Origin of the sequence: Kutzneria viridogrisea DSM 43870, assembly GCF_000525635.1 — a bacterium.
In the GTDB taxonomy this organism is placed as follows: Bacteria; Actinomycetota; Actinomycetes; order Mycobacteriales; family Pseudonocardiaceae; genus Kutzneria; species Kutzneria viridogrisea.
This window is the reverse complement of record NZ_CP007155.1, coordinates 7,086,570-7,104,657: the sequence shown is the minus strand read 5'-3', so window position 1 is coordinate 7,104,657 and position 18,088 is coordinate 7,086,570. Positions and strand designations below refer to the sequence as shown.

The following is an 18,088-nucleotide window of genomic DNA, read 5'->3' as shown; positions in this document are numbered from 1 at the left end:
GCGGACCAACGGAGGTCTCATGGGATCGCTCGCGGAGCACCACAGACTCGTCCTCGGTGTGCACCCCAGCGCCGCGTTGTGCGCGGCCGTCACCGCGGCGGGCGGTCTCGGCGTGCTCGACCTCGGCACGGCCGAGCCGCACGAGCTGGAACTGCTCGAAGCCGGGTCCGCGGTGCGCGTGACCGAGGGCTGCGCGCTGACCCCCGCCGTGCTCGACGAGCGGGTCGACACCGTTGTGCTGGGCCGGAATTCGCCCTGGCGGATCGAGGAGGTGCACGGCTGGCGGCTGGTCCTGGCCGAGGTGACCTCCGTGGCCGAGGCGGTGGCGGCCGTGCGAGCGGGCGCGGACGGGCTGATCGCGCGCGGCAACGAGGCGGGCGGCCAGGTCGGCGAGCTGGGTTGCTTCGTGCTGGTACAGAAGATCCTTGGTGACGAACGGATCGGCGTGCCCGTGTGGGCCTGTGGCGGGATCGGGCCGAACACGGCCGCCGCCGCCGTGGTCGGCGGTGCGACCGGGGTCGTGCTGGACGTGCAGCTGGCGCTGCTGCCCGAGTCGGAGCTGCCCGAGGACCTGCGCACGGCGATCGCCACCAGTGACGGCACGAACACGTCCGTTGTGGACGGTCACCGCGCGCTGACCAAGAACCGCGAACTGGTGATCGGCCAGGACGCCTTCCTGGCCAAGCAGTTCGCGCAGCGGTACGGCACCGTTGCCCGCTCACTGAGTGCGATCCGCACCGCCGTGGACGAGGCGCTGCGCGTGCCGGACAGCGCCGCGCTGGCGCCCGGTTCCCCGCTGGCGGTGGAGTTCGGCACCGACCTGCCGGTGGCGCAGGGGCCGATGACCCGCGTCAGCGACCGCGCGGGGTTCGCGGGTGCCGTGGCCGACGCGGGTGGGTTGCCGTTCATCGCGCTGGCGCTGGCCACCGGCGAGCAGACCAGGGTGATGCTGGAGGAGGCCCGTGACCGGCTGGGCGACAAGCCCTGGGGCGTGGGCGTTCTGGGCTTCGCGCCGGAGGAGTTGCGCGCCGCGCAGTTGGCGGTCATCCGCGAGGTCCGGCCCACCCACGCGTTGATCGCCGGTGGCCGACCCGACCAGGCCAAGGCGTTGGAGGACGTGGGCATCTCCACGTTCCTGCACGTGCCCTCACCGGGACTGCTGGCGCAGTTCCTGGCGGCGGGCGCGCGCAAGTTCGTGTTCGAGGGTTCCGAGTGCGGCGGCCACATCGGCCCGCGTTCCGCGTTCTCCCTGTGGGAAGCCCAGATCGCGGTGCTCACCGACCACCTGGACCGCGACCGGTCGGCGCGGCCGCAGATCCTGTTCGCCGGTGGGGTGCACGACGAGCGTTCCGCCGCGATGATCACGGCGCTGGCGGAGCCGTTGACCAGGCGCGGGGCCCGCATCGGCGTGCTGATGGGCACCGGCTACCTGTTCACCGCCGAGGCCGTGGCGCACGGCGCCATCCAGCCGCTGTTCCAGCGGCAGGTGGTCCAGGCCGAGACCACGGCGTTGCTGGAGACCGCGCCTGGCCACGTGACCCGGTGCGTGCCCAGCCCGTTCACCGAGACCTTCCACGAGTTCGGCGCGCGCCTGACCGCGGAAGGCGTGCCGGAGCGGGAGGTCTGGCAGCGCCTGGAGCAGCTCAACGTGGGCCGCCTGCGGGTGGCCAGCAAGGGCACCAAGCGGGACGGTGACCAGCTCGTCGCGGTGGACGAGGGGGAGCAGCTGGCCGAGGGCCTGTTCATGGCGGGCCAGGTCGTGGTGCTGCGCTCGGAGATCACCACGATCGCCGCGCTGCACGACTCGGTGACCACCGGGGCGGCCCGGTTCCGCGCCGCCGTGTCGGTCAGTTCGTCCGAAGTGGACGAATCACCGGCGCCGCTTGACGTGGCGATCGTGGGCATGGCCTGTATGTTCCCCGGTGCGGGCGACCTGGATCGCTTCTGGGCCAACATCGTGGCCAACACCGACTCCGTGACGGAGGTGCCCGCAGAGCGCTGGAACACCGACACGTACTTCGCGGAGGGCAGCACCGGCCGCAGCAACGGGGACACGACCCCGTCCAAGTGGGGTGGCTTCCTGCCGAGCATCCCGTTCGACCCGTTGAGCTACGGAATCCCACCGTCCACATTGGCCGCCGTGGAACCCGTGCAGCTGCTGGCCCTCGAGGTCGCCCAGCGCGCACTGGCGGATGCGGGCTACGCCCAGGGTGGTTTCGACCGCGAGCGCACGAGCGTGGTCTTCGGCGCCGAGGCGGGCAGCGACCTGGCCACGGCCACCTCGCTGCGCATGGCCCTGCCCTCCTACCTGGAGAAGATCCCCGAGGAGCTCGCGGCGCAGCTGCCCGAGCTGACCGAGGACTCGTTCCCCGGCAAGCTGGCCAACGTGATCTCCGGCCGGATCGCCAACCGGCTGGACCTCGGCGGCGCCAACTACACCGTGGACGCGGCCTGCGCCTCCTCGCTCGCGGCGGTGGACGTCGCCTGCAAGGAGCTCGTGAGCGCTACCAGCGACGTGGTGCTGTGCGGCGGCGCGGACCTGCACAACGCGATCGACGACTACCTGCTGTTCTCCTCGGTCGGCGCGCTGTCGGCCACCGGCCGGTGCCGCACCTTCGACTCCACTGCGGACGGCATCGCGCTCGGTGAGGGCGTGGCCTGCGTGGTGCTCAAGCGGCTGGCCGACGCGGAGCGGGACGGCGACCGGATCTACGCCGTGATCAAGGGCGTGGGCAGCGGCAGTGACGGCAAGGCGTTGGGGCTCACGGCTCCGCGCGCCGAAGGTCAGCGCCGTGCACTGGAAAGGGCTTACCGCGGCGCTGGGGTCTCACCCGCTCAGCTCGGACTCGTGGAGGCGCACGGCACGGGCACGGTCGTCGGTGACCGGACCGAGCTGGAGACGCTGACCACGGTGTTCACAGCGGACGGTGCGCGGGCGGGCACCTGCGTGCTGGGTTCGGTGAAGTCCCAGATCGGGCACACCAAGTGCGCGGCGGGGCTGGCCGGACTGATCAAGACGGCGATGGCCCTGCACACCGGGGTCAAGCCGCCCACGCGGCACGTCACCGAGCCGAACCCCGCCTGGCAGGGGGAGAGCAGCCCGTTCGCGTTCACCAGCAAGGCCCTGCCGTGGACCCAGCCGCCCGCCGAACGGCTCGCCGGGGTCAGCGCCTTCGGCTTCGGTGGCACGAACTTCCACGTCGTGGTGCAGGGCCACCGGTCCGCCGCCCGCAGCGGCCTGCGCGAGTGGCCCGCCGAGCTGTTCACCTTCAGCGAGGACAAGCAGGTCGAGCGGCTGCTGGAACTCGCGGGCTCCGGGGCGTGGAGCCTGCGGGACCTGGCCCGCACGGCGGCCCGGCACACCGGACCGGCACGGATTGCCGTTGTGGCAAGGGATATCGCGGAGCTGGTGGACCTGCTGCGTGCCGCGCGGGACGGTCGGACCGAGCCGGAGCGCGGCCTGTACCGGGCTGGCCAGGTCGAGCCGGGCAAGCTCGCGTTGCTGTTCCCCGGCCAGGGCAGCCAGCGTCCCGGCATGCTCGCCGAACTGTTCGTGGCCTTCCCGGAGATCCGCCGGTTCCTGGAGCTGGCCGGGCGGACCGCCGAGGTGATGCTGCCCGCCGACACCTTCGGGGAGCGGCCCGATCGCCTGCGGGACACCAGGTTCGCGCAGCCCGCGCTGGGCGTCACCGGGCTGGCGGTCAACTGGTTGCTGGGCAGGGCGGGCGTGCACGCCGACATGCTCGGCGGGCACAGCTACGGCGAGCTCGTCGCCCTGTCTGCGGCCGGGGCCTACGACGCGAGCACCTTGTTGGAGCTCAGCAAGGCGCGCGCCGAGGCGATCCTCGCCGCTGCCGGTGATGATCCCGGCGGCATGGCGGCCGTCGCCGCGACCAGCGCCGAGATCGAGTCTCTTGTGGACGGTCGCGTGGTCGTCGCCAACCACAACTCGCCGCGCCAGGTGGTGATCTCCGGGCCGACCGCCGAGTTGCAGATCGCCATGGAGACCCTGCGCGCCAAGGGGTTCGCGGCCAAGTCCATCCCGGTGGCCTGCGCCTTCCACAGCTCGGTCGTGGCCCCGGCCGGTGACCTGTTCGCGCAAGCGCTTGCCCAGCAGGAGATCGGCTCGCCGCGGGTGCCCGTGTGGTCCAACCGCACCGCGAGCCCGTACCCCGAGGGCGGTGTCCGCGCCGAGCTGGCCGCCCAGATCGGCGCGCCGGTCCGGTTCGTGGAGCAGATCGAGGCGATGTACGCCGACGGGGCCAGGACCTTCCTGGAGGCCGGACCAGGTCGCGTGCTCGGCGGGCTGGTCGAGGCGATCCTCGGCGACCGGCCGCACACCGTGATCAGCTGCGAACGGCCCGGCGCCACCGGGCTCACCGGCTTCCTGAACGCACTGGCCCAGCTCGCGGTCCGCGGCCCCGGCCTGCGCACCGGCTGGCTGTTCGCCGGGCGCGACGCGCGGGACGTCAGCTCCCTCACCCCCGCCGAGACACCTGGATGGACAGTGGACGGTCAGCTCGTGCGCACCAAGGACGGTCACCCGGTGCCCGGCGGGCTCGCCCCGGCCAGGCTGATCGGGGAGCTGGCCCCGCAGGGCGGCCGGGACGCCGTGCTCAACGAGTACCTGCGCAACAGCCGTGAGCTGATCGCCGCGCAGCGGGACGTGCTGCTCAGCTACCTCAATGCCGCCCCGGTCGTGGTGGACGCGGTGCCGGTGCCGGTTCCCGCGGTGGCGGTGCCGGAGGAGCCGGTGGTGCGGGACGAGCCCGACGTGCTGGGCACGATCATCGGGATCATCTCCGAGCGCACCGGCTACCCGCGCGAGATGATCGACCCCGAGCTGGACCTGGAATCGGACCTGAGCGTGGACTCGATCAAGCGCACCGAGATCGCGGGCGAGCTGACCGCGCGGATCGGGGCGAAGGCCGATCTGGACGAGCTGGTGAAGGCGCGCACGGCGGGCCGCATGGCCGCACTCCTGGCCGGGAACGCTCCCGAGACCCCTGGTGGCCAGGCCCCGCAACGGTTCCTGTTCGAACTCGTGGCGGCGGCCGAGCGGCCACCCGGGGACCCGGTGTCCCTGCTGGGCGCCAACATCGTCATCGCGGGCGGCAGCGAGGAACTGGCCGAGGAGGTCGCGGGTCAGCTGTCCGCACGCGGGGCCATGGTGTCCGTTGTGGACGGTCTACCGGAGTTCGACGAGATCGAACTGGTGGACGGCCTGATCTCCCTGCACGGCTTGGGCTCCGGCGAGGAACCGGTGCTGCCCGCCGGGTTCGCCATGTTCCGCTCCGTGCTGGTCAAGCGCCCGCGCTGGGTGATCGCCGTGGCCGACCAGCAGGGCGTCACCGGGCTGCGCGGGTTCTTCCGCACCCTGCACCGGGAATACCCGGACACGATCGCGCGGCTGGTCGAGGTGGACACCGCGACCTCGCCGGAGGCGGTGGGCACGATGCTCACCGAGGAGCTGTTGATCGAAGCGGCTGAGCCGGTGGTGATCCGCTCGGAGTACCGGCGGTCCACCTTCGAGCTGGTGCCGGTGGACCTGGGCTCCGAGATCGCTCCCGACGCCACCGCGCTGGGCCTGAACCGGGACTCGGTGCTGGTGCTGGTCGGCGGTGCCCGCGGCATCACCGCGCGGTTCGCGGTCGCGCTGGCGGCGGCCACCGGGTGCCGGATCGAGTTGGCGGGCCGCACGGTGCTGTCCGACGAGCGCGAGCACCCGGACGTGCTCGCGGCGCAGGACCTGGTCGCACTGCGCGGGGTCCTGGCCCGGCTGGGCGGCGACCCGGCCACGATCGACCGGCGGGCGCGGGCCGTGCTGGCCGGTCGGGAGGTGGAGACGACCCTGCGCGAGCTGCGGGCGCACGGCAGTCAGGCGCGCTACCACACGCTGGACGTGCGCGACACCGACGCGGTCCGCCAGTTCGTCAAGGAAATCCACGCCGAGCACGGCCGGGTGGACGGGGTGGTGTACGCCGCGGGGGTGATCGAGGACCGGCTCGTCGCGGACAAGGACACCGAGTCCTTCGACCGGGTGTACGGCACCAAGGTGGACGGCGCGTCGGCCCTGCTGGCCGAGCTGGCCGAACTGCCGGGCAAGACGCGGTTCACCGTCCTGTTCGGCAGCATCGCCGCCGCGCTGGGCAACCGCGGCCAGTCCGACTACGCGGCGGCCAACGACGCGCTGGAGGCGCTGGCCGGTCAGTGGTCGCTGCGCACCGGGGCCAGGGCGCTGACCGTCCACTGGGGACCGTGGGCGCCCACCGACCAGCACGGCGGCATGGTGACCCCCGAGCTGGGCAGGTCCTACGCGCAGCGGGGCATCTCGATGATCGACCCCGAGCAGGGCGTCGCCAGCCTGCTGCGCGAACTGGCCTGGGGCTCGCCCAGCGTGCGCTCGGTCGTCTACACGGCCTCGGGCTGGTGAGCCGGTGACCACCGCGAGGACCACACCGGTCACGGTGACCGAGCCGGAGCGGGTCCTGCTCCTGTCGGCGTCCACTGTGGACGAACTGAGCGGCGCGCTCGCCGTGGCCGACGCGGAGTTGCTCGCGCGGACCCAGCACGAGCACGCCGCGCGCGGCCCGCGCCTGGGTGTGGTCGACCCCACCGAGAAGCGGCTCGCGATGGCCCGCAAGATCGTGCCGAAGGGCCGGGCCATGCGGGGCCGCAACGACATCTGGTTCAGCCCCGAGCCGCTGCTGGCGGGCCGCACCGGCGGGGTCGGCTTCGTGTTCCCCGGGCTGGAGGCGGAGTTCGCACCCCGGGTGGACGACGTGGCCGACCTGGTGGGCCTGCCAGTGCCGGACCTGGGCACGCAGACGCTGGGCAGGCACGGTGCCGCCGTGCTCGGCGTGGGCCGGGTGCTGGACGCGGCCCTGCGGCGGCTGGGCATCGAGCCGGACGCCGTGGCCGGGCACAGCGTGGGCGAGTGGACCGCGATGATCGCGGGCGGGCTGTTCTCCGGTGCCGACTTCGACGAGATGCTGACCCGCACCGACCTGGACGCCCTTCAGGTGCCCGGGGTGGAGTTCGCGGTGCTGGGCTGCCCCGCCGACCGGGCCGCCGCCGAACTGGTGGGCCGCGAGGACCTGGTGATCTCGCACGAGAACTCCACCAACCAGACGGTGGTCTGCGGCCCCGCGGACCAGGTGGACGAACTGGTCGCGGTGCTGCGCGCGCAGTCGGTGATCTGTCAGTTGTTGCCGTTCCGCTCCGGTTTCCACACGCCGATGCTCGCGCCGTACCTGAAGCACTTCGAGGACGGTGTGCCCGGGCTGCGCATCAACCCCGCGCGGGTACCGGTCTGGTCGGCCACCACCGGCGAGCCGTTCCCGTCCGATGTGGACACCGTGCGGCAGCTCTGCGTGCGGCACCTGCTGGAGCCGGTGCGGTTCCGCTCGGTGGTGCTGGGCATGCACGCGGCGGGCGTCCGCGCCTTCGTCCAGGTCGGCCCCGGCCAACTGGGCACGCTGATCGACGACACGCTCCGCGATCACGAGCACCTGACCGTGGCGGCGAACTCGGCGCAGCGCAAGGGGATTGACCAGCTGCGGCGGGTCGCGACCGCGCTGTGGGCCGAGGCGGGCAACCCGGACTTCGGCAAGCTGCGCCAGTCCGAACCGGTGGGCATGGGCAGGCTGCGGGAGTTCGGCAGCCGACTGCCGGTGCTGGCCCAGCTCGACGCGCTGATCGCGGAGACCGAGTCCTCGGTGGCCGCCGTGCTCGCCGCCGCGGAGCGCGGACCCGCGCCACAACCGGTGCTGGACAGCATGCTGCGCGTGTCCACCGGCACCATGCCGTACCTGCTCGACCACTGCTTCGCCGCGCAGCGCCCGAACTGGCCCGACGAGGACGACCTGCGCCCTGTCGTCCCGGCCACCACGGTGATCAAGCACATGGTGGACGCGGCGGCCCGCAGCGCACCAGGTCGGCTGGTGCTTGGCCTGGACACCGTGCGGCTCAAGCGTTGGCTGGTGGCCTCACCGGCCGTGGACGTGCCGATCGAGGTGCGGCCGTTGGACGCCAACAGGGTTGCGGTGCAGGTCGGCGACTACGCCGACGCCACGGTGGTGTTCGGTGACCGGTACGAGCCCGCGGCGGTGTGGCCGATCCCGGCGGGGGAGCGCACGCCCGAGCTGAGCGCGGAGCAGCTCTACCGCGACCGCTGGCTGTTCCACGGTCCGAGCTTTCAGGGCATCACCAGGTCCGTGGCGATCTCCGAGCGGCACATGCGGGCCGAGATCACCGTGCCCTCCGCGCCGGGAGCGCTGCTGGACAACGTGGGGCAGGTCATCGGCCAGTGGATGGCGGAGACCCACCCGCTGCGCTGGATCGCCTTCCCCGTCACGATTCGCCGGATCCGCTTCCACCAGGCCGAACCGGAGATAGGGTCCACTGTGGACTGCGCGGTGCGGATCACCGACCTCACCGAGGACGCGGTGACCGCCGACGCGGTGGTCAGCAGGGGCGGGCAGGCCGCGATCACGATCAGCGGCTGGGACGACCGGCGCTTCGACAGCGGCCCGGAGATCAGTGCCGTGCACCGCTTCCCGGACACCAGCACGCTCGCACAGCGGCGGCCCGCGGGGTGGTGGCTGGTCGCCGAGCGCTGGCCGACCCTGGCCTCGCGGGAGTTCGTGCTGCACAAGTACCTCGGCGCCACCGAGCACGAGCAGTACCTGGCCTGCGCCCCGCCCTCGCGCAGGCACTGGCTGCTGGAGCGGATCGCCTGCAAGGACGCGGTTCGCGGCTGGCTGTGGGACCGCGGCGCGGGCCCGCTGTACCCGGGCGAACTGCACGTGGACCCGGACGGCCGGGTGCACGGCCGACACGGGGCCGCCGTGCCCGCGCTGAACGTGGCCGTGGCGCACTGCGCCGAGCTGGCGGTGGCCGTGATCGGTCAGCGGCCGGTGATCGAGATCGCCGAGGTGACCGTGGCGGCCTTGGGGCGCAAGGACTTCACCGCGGCCGAGGCCGAACTGCTCGACCGGTCCCGCGAGGCGACCGGGGACGGCCTGGCCGAGGCGCTGGCCCGCTTCGCCACGGCCTGCTCGGTCGCGGAGCGGGCCGGGCTGCCCGACCACTCCGCGGTGCACACCGAACTGGTCGGCAGCCCGCATGGCCTGCCCGCCCGGCAGTACGTCGTCGCGTGGACCACCAGCGCGGCGTCGACCATCCCGAAGGAGGAGCTGTGACCACACGACCCGGCACGCGCGACGAGGTGTTCGCCGAGATCAGCACGATGCTGTTGCGCGTGCTCGACCAGTACGGGCTGGAGGACGTGGAGATCACCGCTGACACCACCTTCCACGAGGACCTCGGGCTGGAGAGCATCGACCTGGTGACCGTGGGCTCCATGCTGACCGAGCGGTACGGCCACACGGTCAACCTGGCGGCCTTCCTCGCCGACCTGGATCTGGACGAGATCATCGGGTTGCGGGTGTCCCTGCTGGTGGACTTCGTGCTCAGCCAGCTGTCCTCGACGGTGACCGCGGAGCGCTGACCAGTGGGAATGATCACCGTGAACGGGGTGCGCACGCACTACGAGCGCATGGCGCCGAAGGCGGACCCGACCGGCCGCGAGCCGGTCCTGGTGTGCGTGCACGGTCTGGGGTACGACAGCCTGGCCAGCTTCTACCTGACCGTGGCGGCACCACTGGCCGCGGCCGGCGTGGACGTGCTCACCTACGACCTGCGCGCGCACGGCCGCACCGAGCGGCCAACCACCGGCTACCTGGTCAGCGACTTCGTCGAGGACCTGCGGGTACTGCTGGACCAGTTGGGCGTGGACCGGCCGGTGCACCTGATGGGCAACAGCTTCGGCGGCACCATCGCGTTCAGCTACGCCGCGCGCTTCCCCGAGCGGGTGCACAGCGTGATCGCGATCGAGGCCGAACCGGCCACCGACGGCTGGGCCGACCGGATGGGCCGCACGCTGAGCAACGTCATCGACGAGATGCACAAGGAGGAGAACCTGCTCTGGGTGGAGCAGACCTTCGGCGCGCACCACGCCCGGCTGGCGCGGGCGGCCGGGGCGCTGATCATGGCCACCAGCATCGTGCAGGACGTGCCGCGCGGCCCGCTGCTGGACGGCGTTGGCCTGGCGTCGATCCGCTGCCCCGTACTGTCCATTGTGGGCAGTGAGGGCTTCCAGCGCGAGGACCTCACCGGGCTGGAGGGCCTGCTGCCCGACTGCCGCACCGAGATCATGCGGGGCACCGGCCACTCGGTGCTGGTGGAACGGCACCGGGACGTGCGCGAGCTGGTGCTGGACTGGGTGCGCCAGCACGACCCGGTCGGGGTCGCGTGACCAGGTTCCTCTTCGTGGTGCCGCCCTTCACCGGACACGTCAACCCGGCGAAGGGGCTGGCCGCCGAACTGGTCCGGCGCGGTCACGAGGTGGCCTGGGTCGGCCCGGAGGGCGCCCCGGAGCTGGCGCCGCGACCGCCGGAGCTGCGCGCGTTCGCGGCCATGAAGTACCTGTGGGAAGAGGTCCTCGTGCCGCTGGCCGAGGCGATGGTGCCCGCGGTGGAGAAGGCCCTCGCCCAGTTCTGCCCGGACGTGCTCGTGGTCGACCAGCAGGCGTTCGCGGGCGCCCTGGTCGCCGAACGGGCAGGTCTGCCGTGGGCGACCCTGGCCACGACCTCCGCCGAGTTCACCGACCCGCTGGCAGCCCTGCCCAACGTCGCGCAGTGGCTGTCGGACCTGTTCTCCCTGCTGCGCAAGCAGTTCGGCGATCCCAGTGCCGTGCACGACCTGCGCTTCTCCCCGCGCCTGGTGATCGGCTGCACCACCGAGGAGCTGGCAGGTCCCGCGCGCGGTCCGGTGTGCTTCGTCGGCCCGATCGAACGACCGTCCGAAGAGGACTTCCCGCTGGCGGCCGGCCCGCCGCTGGTGTTCGTCTCGCTGGGCACGGCCAACGTGGACGTCGGCGCGCGCTTCCTGGGCGAGTGCGTCGCCGCGCTGGGGGATCGCAGTTGGCTGCGCGCCCTGGTGCTCGACCCGGGCGGCGTGCTCGGCCCCGCGCCCGCCAACGTGACGGTCCTGCCGCGCGCGCCGCAGCTGGCGGTGCTCGACCATGCCAGCCTGGTGCTGTGCCACGCGGGCCACAACACCGTCTGCGAGGCGCTCAGCCGGGGCGTGCCGCTCGTCGTGGCGCCGATCCGTGACGACCAGCCGATCGTCGCCGACCAGGTGGTGTCGGCCGGTGCGGGCCTGCGCCTGCGCTTCACCCGCGCCGGGGCGAGTCACATCGGGCTGGCCGTCGACACCGTGCTCGGCGAGCCATCCTACGCCGAGGCCGCCCAACGCGTCGCCGCCTCGTTCCGCGCCGGCGGCGGAGCCCGGACGGCCGCCGACCGACTGGAACGGCTCTGACCCAGTCGCAGCGCGTGTCGGACGTCCCGGTACGGCGTGTCGGCGCTAGCGGTACGCCGTGTTGCGCCGACACACCGTACGGGAAGCGCCGACACGCGGTGCCTGAAGCGCCGACACGCGGTGCGCGAGCGTCCGACACGCGCTGTGTGAGCCGCCGACACGCGGCGGCCTTCACACCAGGCCGGCGATCTCCATCGCGCGCTGGGCCCGCAGTGCGACCTCGATCTCGAACCGCGAACCGGGTGCTGCCAGGCGGTCCCCGAACAGCCGTTCCAGTTGGCGCAGCCGGTAGCGGACCGTCTGGGTGTGCACCCCGAGCAGGCCCGCGATCTCCTCGGCGGGGCCGTGGGTCTCCAACCAGATCAGCAAGGTCTCACTGAGCTTCTGGTGCTGCTTGCTGGTCAGCCCGGACATGGGGGCGAGCACGCTGCGGGCCAGTTCGGCGGCCAGGAACGGGTCGTTGAGCAGCCACAGCACCGCCATGTGGTGCTCGAACCAGGTGACCGGCACGTCGGGCAGCACGCCCTGGCGGACCAGCTCCAGCGCGCGGCCCGCCCAGTGCAGCGACTCGGTGGCCTCGGTCAGCGCGACGGCGGGCCCGACGGCGGACCGCCAGCCGGGCAGGTCGGCCTCGAGCGTGTCGAGGACCTGCCGGGCGTCCTCGGGCACCAGCAGGCAGGGGTGGTTGCCCTCGAGATCGACCAGCACGGCTTCGTGCAGGGTGGGCGGCCCCATCAGGTAGCGGTCGTAGAGCGGGTCCAGCGCGACGAGCACGACCCGCGCGGGCAGCCGCCAGCGCACGGCCTCGGCCAGGCGCGCGACCGCGGGCCGCGAACTGTCCGAAGTGGACAGGATGAGCTCCAGCAGCTGGCGGCGGCGCCGTTCCACCGCGGCGGCCTCGCGGGCCTGTGCGGAGGCGTGCCCCTCCACCGACAGCGCGGACAGCTCGTCCACGTAGGCGAAGATCGCCTCGGCGAGCAGGCACAGGGTGTCCACCGGGACCCCGGTCTCCTCGCAGACCCGAGACAGGTGCCGCCAGGCCACGCGCGCGCCGATCCGGTAGGCGGTCTGCAACACGTCCAGGCTGGTGCCGTCGTCGATGATCTCGTGCAGGCCCAGCTCGCGGAACACCTGCGCGCGGTCGTCCTGGGGCGCGGAGGGGTCGGCCAGCCGGTCCACGAACTGGAGCACGCCCTGCTGGATCCCGGCGGTGATCGTCCGGCCGAAGTAGCCCTCGGCGGGGCGGGCCAGTGCGGGAACGCGTTTCTGGATCTCGGCGAGTATCTCCTCGGCGAGATCGCCCACCGTGGGCCGGAACAGCGCGGCCAGTTCGGTGGGCAGCAGGGACCACAGGTCGGTCATTCGTGGTGAGCCTTCGGGCGTGTGCGATTTCGGGCGGGAGTGCAGCAGCGAGTCGAACGCGATCGCCCGGTGATCTGGGGTTCTGCCCACCGGTTGACCTCCCCGAATTTCCTCTGGCGAACCCCAGGGAACCTACCGGTGGAACAGTCGGTTCGGAACAGTTTCCGGACGCTGCTCAGCACGCTTGCGAATGTTGTGGCCAACTGACAATTCGGCTCGCATTCGCCTGTGCTTCAGGAGTATCAGCGGCGGCCCCACAGCAGCCGCTGGGACTGTAGGGCGATCTCCAGTTCCAGCCGTGCGGCGGGATCGGCCAGCCGGGCGCCGAACAGCTGCTCGGCCTGCCGCATCCGGTACCGCACGGTCTGCGGGTGGATGCGGAGCCGGGTGGCGATTTCCTGTGCGCTGCCCCTGGTGTCCAGCCACACCAGGAGCGTGTCAACCATCCGGCTCCGCTGCTTGTGGGTCAGGCCGGCCAGCGGCAGCAGCGCGCGCTGGATCAGCCGGTTCATCAGGAACTCGTCGGCGAGCAGCCACAGCGCCGCGATGTGGTCACGGCACCAGATGACCTGCCGGTCGGGCAGGACGCCCCGGCTGGCCAGGGCCATCGCCCGGTTGGCCAGCCGCCATGAGGTGTGCGCCCGCTCCGGTGGCACCGCCATGCCCACGCAGGCGCGGCGCCCGGTCAGCTGCTCGCCCAGTTCGCGCAGGTGCAGCTCGGGGTCCCCGGTGAGCAGGCGCGGTCTGTCGCCCTCCAGGTCCACGAGCACGTCCTCGTGCAGCTCGGGGCTCGTCGGCGGCTGGTCGGTGCGCGGTTCCACGGCTACGACGGTCACCAGCTCGGGCAGCTTCCAGCGGGCCAGCACGGCCAGCTCGTCGATGGCCTGCCTACTCGCGGGCGGCTCGCTGAGCAGCAGCTCCAGCAGCCTGCGCCGCCAGCGCTCCACCTGGCCGACGGCCTGGGCCTGCGCGCTGGTGTAGCCCTCCACCGAGAGCACGGACAGCTCGTCCACGTAGGCGAAGATCGCCTCGGCGGCGAGCCGGAACACCGGGACGGGCAGGCCCTCGCCCCTGCCCCAGGCGGCCACGTACCGCCACGCGACCCGCCCGCCGACCCGGTACGCCGTCTGCAGGCAGTCCAGGGTCCGGCCCGCCGAGTACTCCAGTTTGCCCAGCTCACGCACTTGTGCGGCCCACCCCTGGCTGGGGCTGCCGTGCACCGCGTCCAGGCAGTACGTGATTGCGCTGTGCACGGCGCGCGCGAGGGTGGCGCCGTGGTAGGCGGGCACGGCGGCCACGACCTCGCGCAGCACCTCCTCGGCCAGCACCTCGACCAGCGGGCGGAAGCGGTCGGCCAGGTCCTCGGGCAGAGCGGCCCACAGCCGTGCCGAGTCGCTCCGGCCGTCGATTCCCAACTCCGCCCGCATTCCTCGCCCCTCGAAACTACTGGCCAGTAATTGTCGCGCTGACCATAAGTTCATGCGGTGTTGGGTGTCAAAAACCGCTACATTGCGATCATTTTTCGTGTTCGTTCACGAATGCATTTTGTGGCAAGGGCTGATGAGTGTCGCGCCGTGCGGTTGTGGTGGGCTGACAGTTTCCGGGGAGGATTAGCCCGGTAGCGGGTAAGTAATGTCACACCGTGCTTCGGCGGATCGTGGAGACGATCCTGGCGGCCACCTCGGTGGCCCGCTCGTAGGGCAGCATGTGCCCGGCCCGGTGGTAGAGCACGAACTCCCCGCGCGGCAGTTCCGCGGCGATCACCCGCGCGTGCCGCACCGGGGTGAGCCGGTCGCGCTGGCCGACGAGCACCGCGGTCGGCACCGAGCCGTACCCGGCGAGCGCGCCCGTGCGCTCGTGCCGGTTCATCGCGTGCTGGAACCCGGCGAGGCTGCCCTTGTGCGCGGCGGCGAGCTGGGCCGCCGCGGCCCGCACGTCCTGGCGCGCGGGCGACTGGCCGAACGCGACCCACCGCACGCCGATCAGCGAGCCGAGCCGCCGCACCGCGTTGGGGCGCTTGGGAGTCCGGCGGGAGCCGGTGCTCGGTCCGCCGCGCTGGGGGCGTCGGCGGCGCCGGGCCAGGCGCACCAGCGGGGCGGGCAGCCCGAAGGTCTCCTCGCGCAGCCCGCCCGAGGAGGTGGACACGAACACGGCGCCGTTGACCCGGCCCGCGACCAGGTCCGGGCGCAGCTCGGCCAGTGCCATCATGGTCATGGCGCCCATCGAGTGCCCGACGAGCACCAGCCTGCCGGTGGGCACCTGACTGGTGATCACCTCGGCCAGGTCCTCGGCGGCGCGCTCCAGGGTCGCGCTGCCGCGCGGGCCGGGGGTGGAGCGCCCGTGCCCGCGGTGGTCGTAGCGCAGCACGCGGGCGTGCGGGGCGAGCAGTTCGCTGACCCGGTCCCAGACGGTGTGGTCGTTGGTCCAGCCGTGCAGCAGCAGCACGGTGGTGTCCCGGTCCCCGCCGGAGTCCCGCACGGCCAGCTCCGCCCCGTCCGAGGTGCGCACACTGTGAGTCATCAGGCCAACCTACCCGCCGGTAGCTTGACTGCCCAGGGCCCTGTCTTGTCAGGAACTGACAACACCGCCCGCGCCCTCTCGTCGGATCGGCCAATATTCTCGGTTTTTGTGATGGTCCAACAGAATCGGCTGGAAATTTGATTCCCGTATCAATCTTGTGTGCTGTGTGACGCGTGGGTAACGTACCGGCGAGTATCCACCCGATTTCGGCAGATGGGTTCTCCCTGCATGAACAGGTCTCGGCTCATTCCCATTGTTGGGAGCTTTGTGTGCGCTGCCGTCGCACTCGGTGTGCAACCGAGTTCGGCCCGTACCGCCGAGCCCGCGCAGACCACCGCCGCGGCTCCCGCCGCCGACGCGCCCATCCCGGTCCGCTACCGCGTCGACGTGCGCACCACGATCAAGAAGCTGCACTCCGACCTGGTCGCCGGGCCGGGCACCCTGGACGGCAGCTTCGTCATCACCGCAGGTGGCGGCAGCTTCCGGGTGGACATCACCGGCACGCTGACCCTGCCGCCGAGCAGGGGCTACTTCGTCAGCTTCGGCTTCGTCCCGGTGACCGCCACGGTGACGCTGACCCCCAGCGACAAGGTCACCGCGGTGCTGCTGGACGGCAAGCTGACCACCACGATCAAGCTCGGCATGCGGCTGTCGGAGGTGAAGGTCAACGGCACCCCGCTCGACGTGGGCACGCACTGCGAGAGCGCGCAGCCGTTGGAGATCACGCAGAGCGGCGCATTCTCCTCACCGCTGACGAGCGGTTCCATCGCGGGCTCCTACACGATTCCGCCATTCCACGGCTGCGGGGCCACCGAGGACCTGGATCCGCTGTTCACCGGCCTGGTGAGCGGCCCAGGCAATTCCGTGAAGACCACCCTGACCTTCGTGTGCGGCGGCCCCACCGGCTGCCCGCAGAAACAGTGACCGGCGAGAGGCGGCGAGATGGGTGTCGAGATCGCGGTCGAGGGACTGGGCAAGTCCTTCGGCCCTCAGACGGTCTGGCGGGACGTCTCGCTGACCCTGCCGCCCGGTGAGGTCAGCGTGCTGCTGGGGCCATCGGGCACCGGCAAGTCCGTGTTCCTGAAGTGCCTGGTGGGACTGCTGCGGCCGGAGCACGGCAGCATCCTGATCGACGGGGTGGACCTGGTCGGCTGCAAGGAGCGCCAGCGCTACGAGCTGCGCAAGCTGTTCGGGGTGCTGTTCCAGGACGGGGCGCTGTTCGGCTCGATGACCCTGTTCGACAACGTGGCCTTCCCGCTGCGCGAGCACACCAGGTACCGCGAGTCCAAGATCCGGCGCATCGTCTTCGAGAAGATGGAGATGGTCGGGCTCACCGGGGCCGAGGACAAGCTGCCCGGGGAGATCTCCGGCGGCATGCGCAAGCGCGCGGGGCTGGCCAGGGCGCTCGTGCTGGACCCGGAGATCATCCTCTGCGACGAGCCCGACTCCGGCCTGGACCCGGTGCGCACGGCCTACCTCTCGCAGCTGCTGATCGACCTCAACGCGCAGATCGACGCCACGATCCTGATCGTCACGCACAACATCAACGTGGCCAGGACCGTGCCGGACAACCTGGGCATGATCTTCCGCAAGGAACTGGTCCTGTTCGGACCGCGCGAGATCCTGTTGACCAGCACCGAACCCGTGGTGGCGCAGTTCCTCAACGGCCTGCGCCACGGGCCGATCGGCATGAGCGAGGAGAAGGACCAGGCCACGCTGGAGGCTGAGCGCGCGCGGTACGGGGACGGGGCGGAGCTGCCCGAGATCGTGCCGCAGCTCGAACCCAGCCCCGGCCTGCCGGTGCGCGACGCGGTGCGGCGGCGCAAGGACCGGCTCGTGCAGTCCCTGCACACGCTCGCGCCCGCGGCACAGCAGAACGTGCTGTCCAGCCTCACCGAGCACGAGATGGCCCGGTACGGGCTGCGCCGCTCGACCCGCGCTGGAGGTGTGCTGTGAACGGCCGCCCATGCCATGAAAGTGCCGTTCATGGCGTTCAGTGCAAGGAACGGCACTTTCATGGCACATGGCGTGGGGCGGTTCGGCCATGAACCTGTCCCCGGTACCGGCCATGCGGCAGGTCGGCAGCCTGTTCGCGCTCGGCCTCGAGGTGTTCCGCCTGATGTGGCGGCGCCCCTTCCAGTTCCGCGAGCTCGTGCAGCAGTTCTGGTTCGTGGCAAGCGTGTCCATCCTGCCCTCGGCGCTGGTGTCCATCCCGTTCGGCGCGGTGATCGGCCTGCAACTGGGCTCGCTGACCACGCAGATCGGCGCGGAGTCCTTCAACGGCGCGGCCTCCGTGCTCGCGGTGATCCAGCAGGCCAGCCCGATCGTGACCACGCTGATCATCGCGGGCGCCGGTGGTTCGGCGATCTGCGCGGACCTGGGCTCGCGCACGATCCGCGAGGAGATCGACGCCATGGAGGTGCTCGGCGTCTCCGCGGTGCAGCGCCTGGTGGTGCCACGCGTGCTGGCGGCCATGCTGGTCGCCGTGCTGCTCAACGGCATGGTCAGTGTGGTGGGCGTGGCGGGCGGCTACTTCTTCAACGTGATCATGCAGGGCGGCACGCCAGGCGCGTACCTGGCCAGCTTCTCGGCCCTGGCCCAGCTGCCGGACCTGTGGGTCAGCGAGCTCAAGGCGCTGATGTTCGGTTTCCTGGCCGGTGTGGTCGCGGCCTACCGCGGCCTGCACCCGCGCGGCGGCCCCAAGGGCGTCGGCGACTCGGTGAACCAGTCCGTGGTGATCACCTTCCTGCTGCTGTTCTTCGTCAACGGCGTGGTCACCGCGGTGTACCTGCAACTCGTGCCCGCCAAGGGGATGTGATCG

At 71.8% G+C, this 18,088-nt stretch carries 11 protein-coding genes; 8 read left to right on the top strand and 3 right to left on the bottom strand.

The window, feature by feature from the left end:
- The first annotated feature begins 19 nt into the window (after positions 1-19).
- The 5 genes from KALB_RS31080 to KALB_RS31060 are packed head-to-tail and all read left to right on the top strand — an operon-like array spanning position 20 to position 11,385.
- Positions 20-6,433, top strand: coding sequence for a type I polyketide synthase (locus KALB_RS31080; protein ID WP_042222775.1), 6,414 nt, complete (start codon positions 20-22; stop codon positions 6,431-6,433).
- Positions 6,434-6,437: 4 nt separating this feature from the next.
- Entirely contained in the window at positions 6,438-9,203 is a 2,766-nt protein-coding gene (locus KALB_RS31075) for an acyltransferase domain-containing protein (RefSeq protein ID WP_025359581.1), read from the top strand.
- A complete protein-coding gene (locus KALB_RS31070; protein WP_025359580.1) occupies positions 9,200-9,511 on the top strand; it encodes an acyl carrier protein in 312 nt (103 codons plus the stop codon). The genes KALB_RS31075 and KALB_RS31070 overlap by 4 nt, the downstream gene beginning before the upstream one ends.
- Before the next feature lie 9 nt (positions 9,512-9,520).
- On the top strand, positions 9,521-10,318 hold the full coding sequence (locus tag KALB_RS31065) for an alpha/beta fold hydrolase (RefSeq protein ID WP_030109902.1): 798 nt from the start codon (positions 9,521-9,523) through the stop codon (positions 10,316-10,318).
- A complete protein-coding gene (locus KALB_RS31060) occupies positions 10,315-11,385 on the top strand; it encodes a glycosyltransferase (protein ID WP_042220986.1) in 1,071 nt (356 codons plus the stop codon). The genes KALB_RS31065 and KALB_RS31060 overlap by 4 nt, the downstream gene beginning before the upstream one ends.
- A 171-nt stretch (positions 11,386-11,556) precedes the next feature.
- Here KALB_RS31060 and KALB_RS31055 read toward each other — a convergent pair whose 3' ends face one another.
- The 3 genes from KALB_RS31055 to KALB_RS31045 form a co-directional block, all read right to left on the bottom strand.
- Positions 11,557-12,747 carry a PucR-like N-terminal domain-containing protein gene (locus KALB_RS31055; protein WP_025359578.1) on the bottom strand — a complete coding sequence of 397 codons (1,191 nt, stop codon included), beginning with the start codon at positions 12,745-12,747 and terminating at the stop codon, positions 11,557-11,559.
- 242 nt (positions 12,748-12,989) lie between these two features.
- Positions 12,990-14,174 (bottom strand): PucR family transcriptional regulator, encoded by a 1,185-nt coding sequence (locus KALB_RS31050; RefSeq protein WP_025359577.1) that lies wholly within the window; start codon positions 14,172-14,174, stop codon positions 12,990-12,992.
- 208 nt (positions 14,175-14,382) lie between these two features.
- Positions 14,383-15,267, bottom strand: a complete 885-nt coding sequence (locus KALB_RS31045; RefSeq protein ID WP_025359576.1) for an alpha/beta fold hydrolase — start codon at positions 15,265-15,267, stop codon at positions 14,383-14,385.
- A 291-nt stretch (positions 15,268-15,558) separates the two neighbouring features.
- On the opposite strand from KALB_RS31045, the gene KALB_RS31040 reads away from it, so the two are divergent.
- The 3 genes from KALB_RS31040 to KALB_RS31030 all read left to right on the top strand — a co-directional run bounded on the left by KALB_RS31040 (position 15,559) and on the right by KALB_RS31030 (position 18,085).
- Entirely contained in the window at positions 15,559-16,191 is a 633-nt protein-coding gene (locus tag KALB_RS31040; protein ID WP_148309723.1) for a hypothetical protein, read from the top strand.
- An 18-nt stretch (positions 16,192-16,209) separates the two neighbouring features.
- Positions 16,210-17,223 (top strand): ABC transporter ATP-binding protein, encoded by a 1,014-nt coding sequence (locus KALB_RS31035; RefSeq protein ID WP_025359574.1) that lies wholly within the window; start codon positions 16,210-16,212, stop codon positions 17,221-17,223.
- A gap of 67 nt (positions 17,224-17,290) precedes the next feature.
- Entirely contained in the window at positions 17,291-18,085 is a 795-nt protein-coding gene (locus tag KALB_RS31030) for an MlaE family ABC transporter permease (RefSeq protein ID WP_025359573.1), read from the top strand.
- Positions 18,086-18,088 lie beyond the last annotated feature (3 nt).

Coding starts and splice junctions, on each gene's coding strand:
- KALB_RS31050 (WP_025359577.1), bottom strand. CDS start 14,174: ATGCGGGCGGAGTTGGGAATCGACGGCCGGAGCGACTCGGCACGGCTG.
- KALB_RS31030 (WP_025359573.1), top strand. CDS start 17,291: ATGGCGTGGGGCGGTTCGGCCATGAACCTGTCCCCGGTACCGGCCATG.
- KALB_RS31045 (WP_025359576.1), bottom strand. CDS start 15,267: ATGACTCACAGTGTGCGCACCTCGGACGGGGCGGAGCTGGCCGTGCGG.
- KALB_RS31065 (WP_030109902.1), top strand. CDS start 9,521: ATGATCACCGTGAACGGGGTGCGCACGCACTACGAGCGCATGGCGCCG.
- KALB_RS31080 (WP_042222775.1), top strand. CDS start 20: ATGGGATCGCTCGCGGAGCACCACAGACTCGTCCTCGGTGTGCACCCC.
- KALB_RS31035 (WP_025359574.1), top strand. CDS start 16,210: ATGGGTGTCGAGATCGCGGTCGAGGGACTGGGCAAGTCCTTCGGCCCT.
- KALB_RS31055 (WP_025359578.1), bottom strand. CDS start 12,747: ATGACCGACCTGTGGTCCCTGCTGCCCACCGAACTGGCCGCGCTGTTC.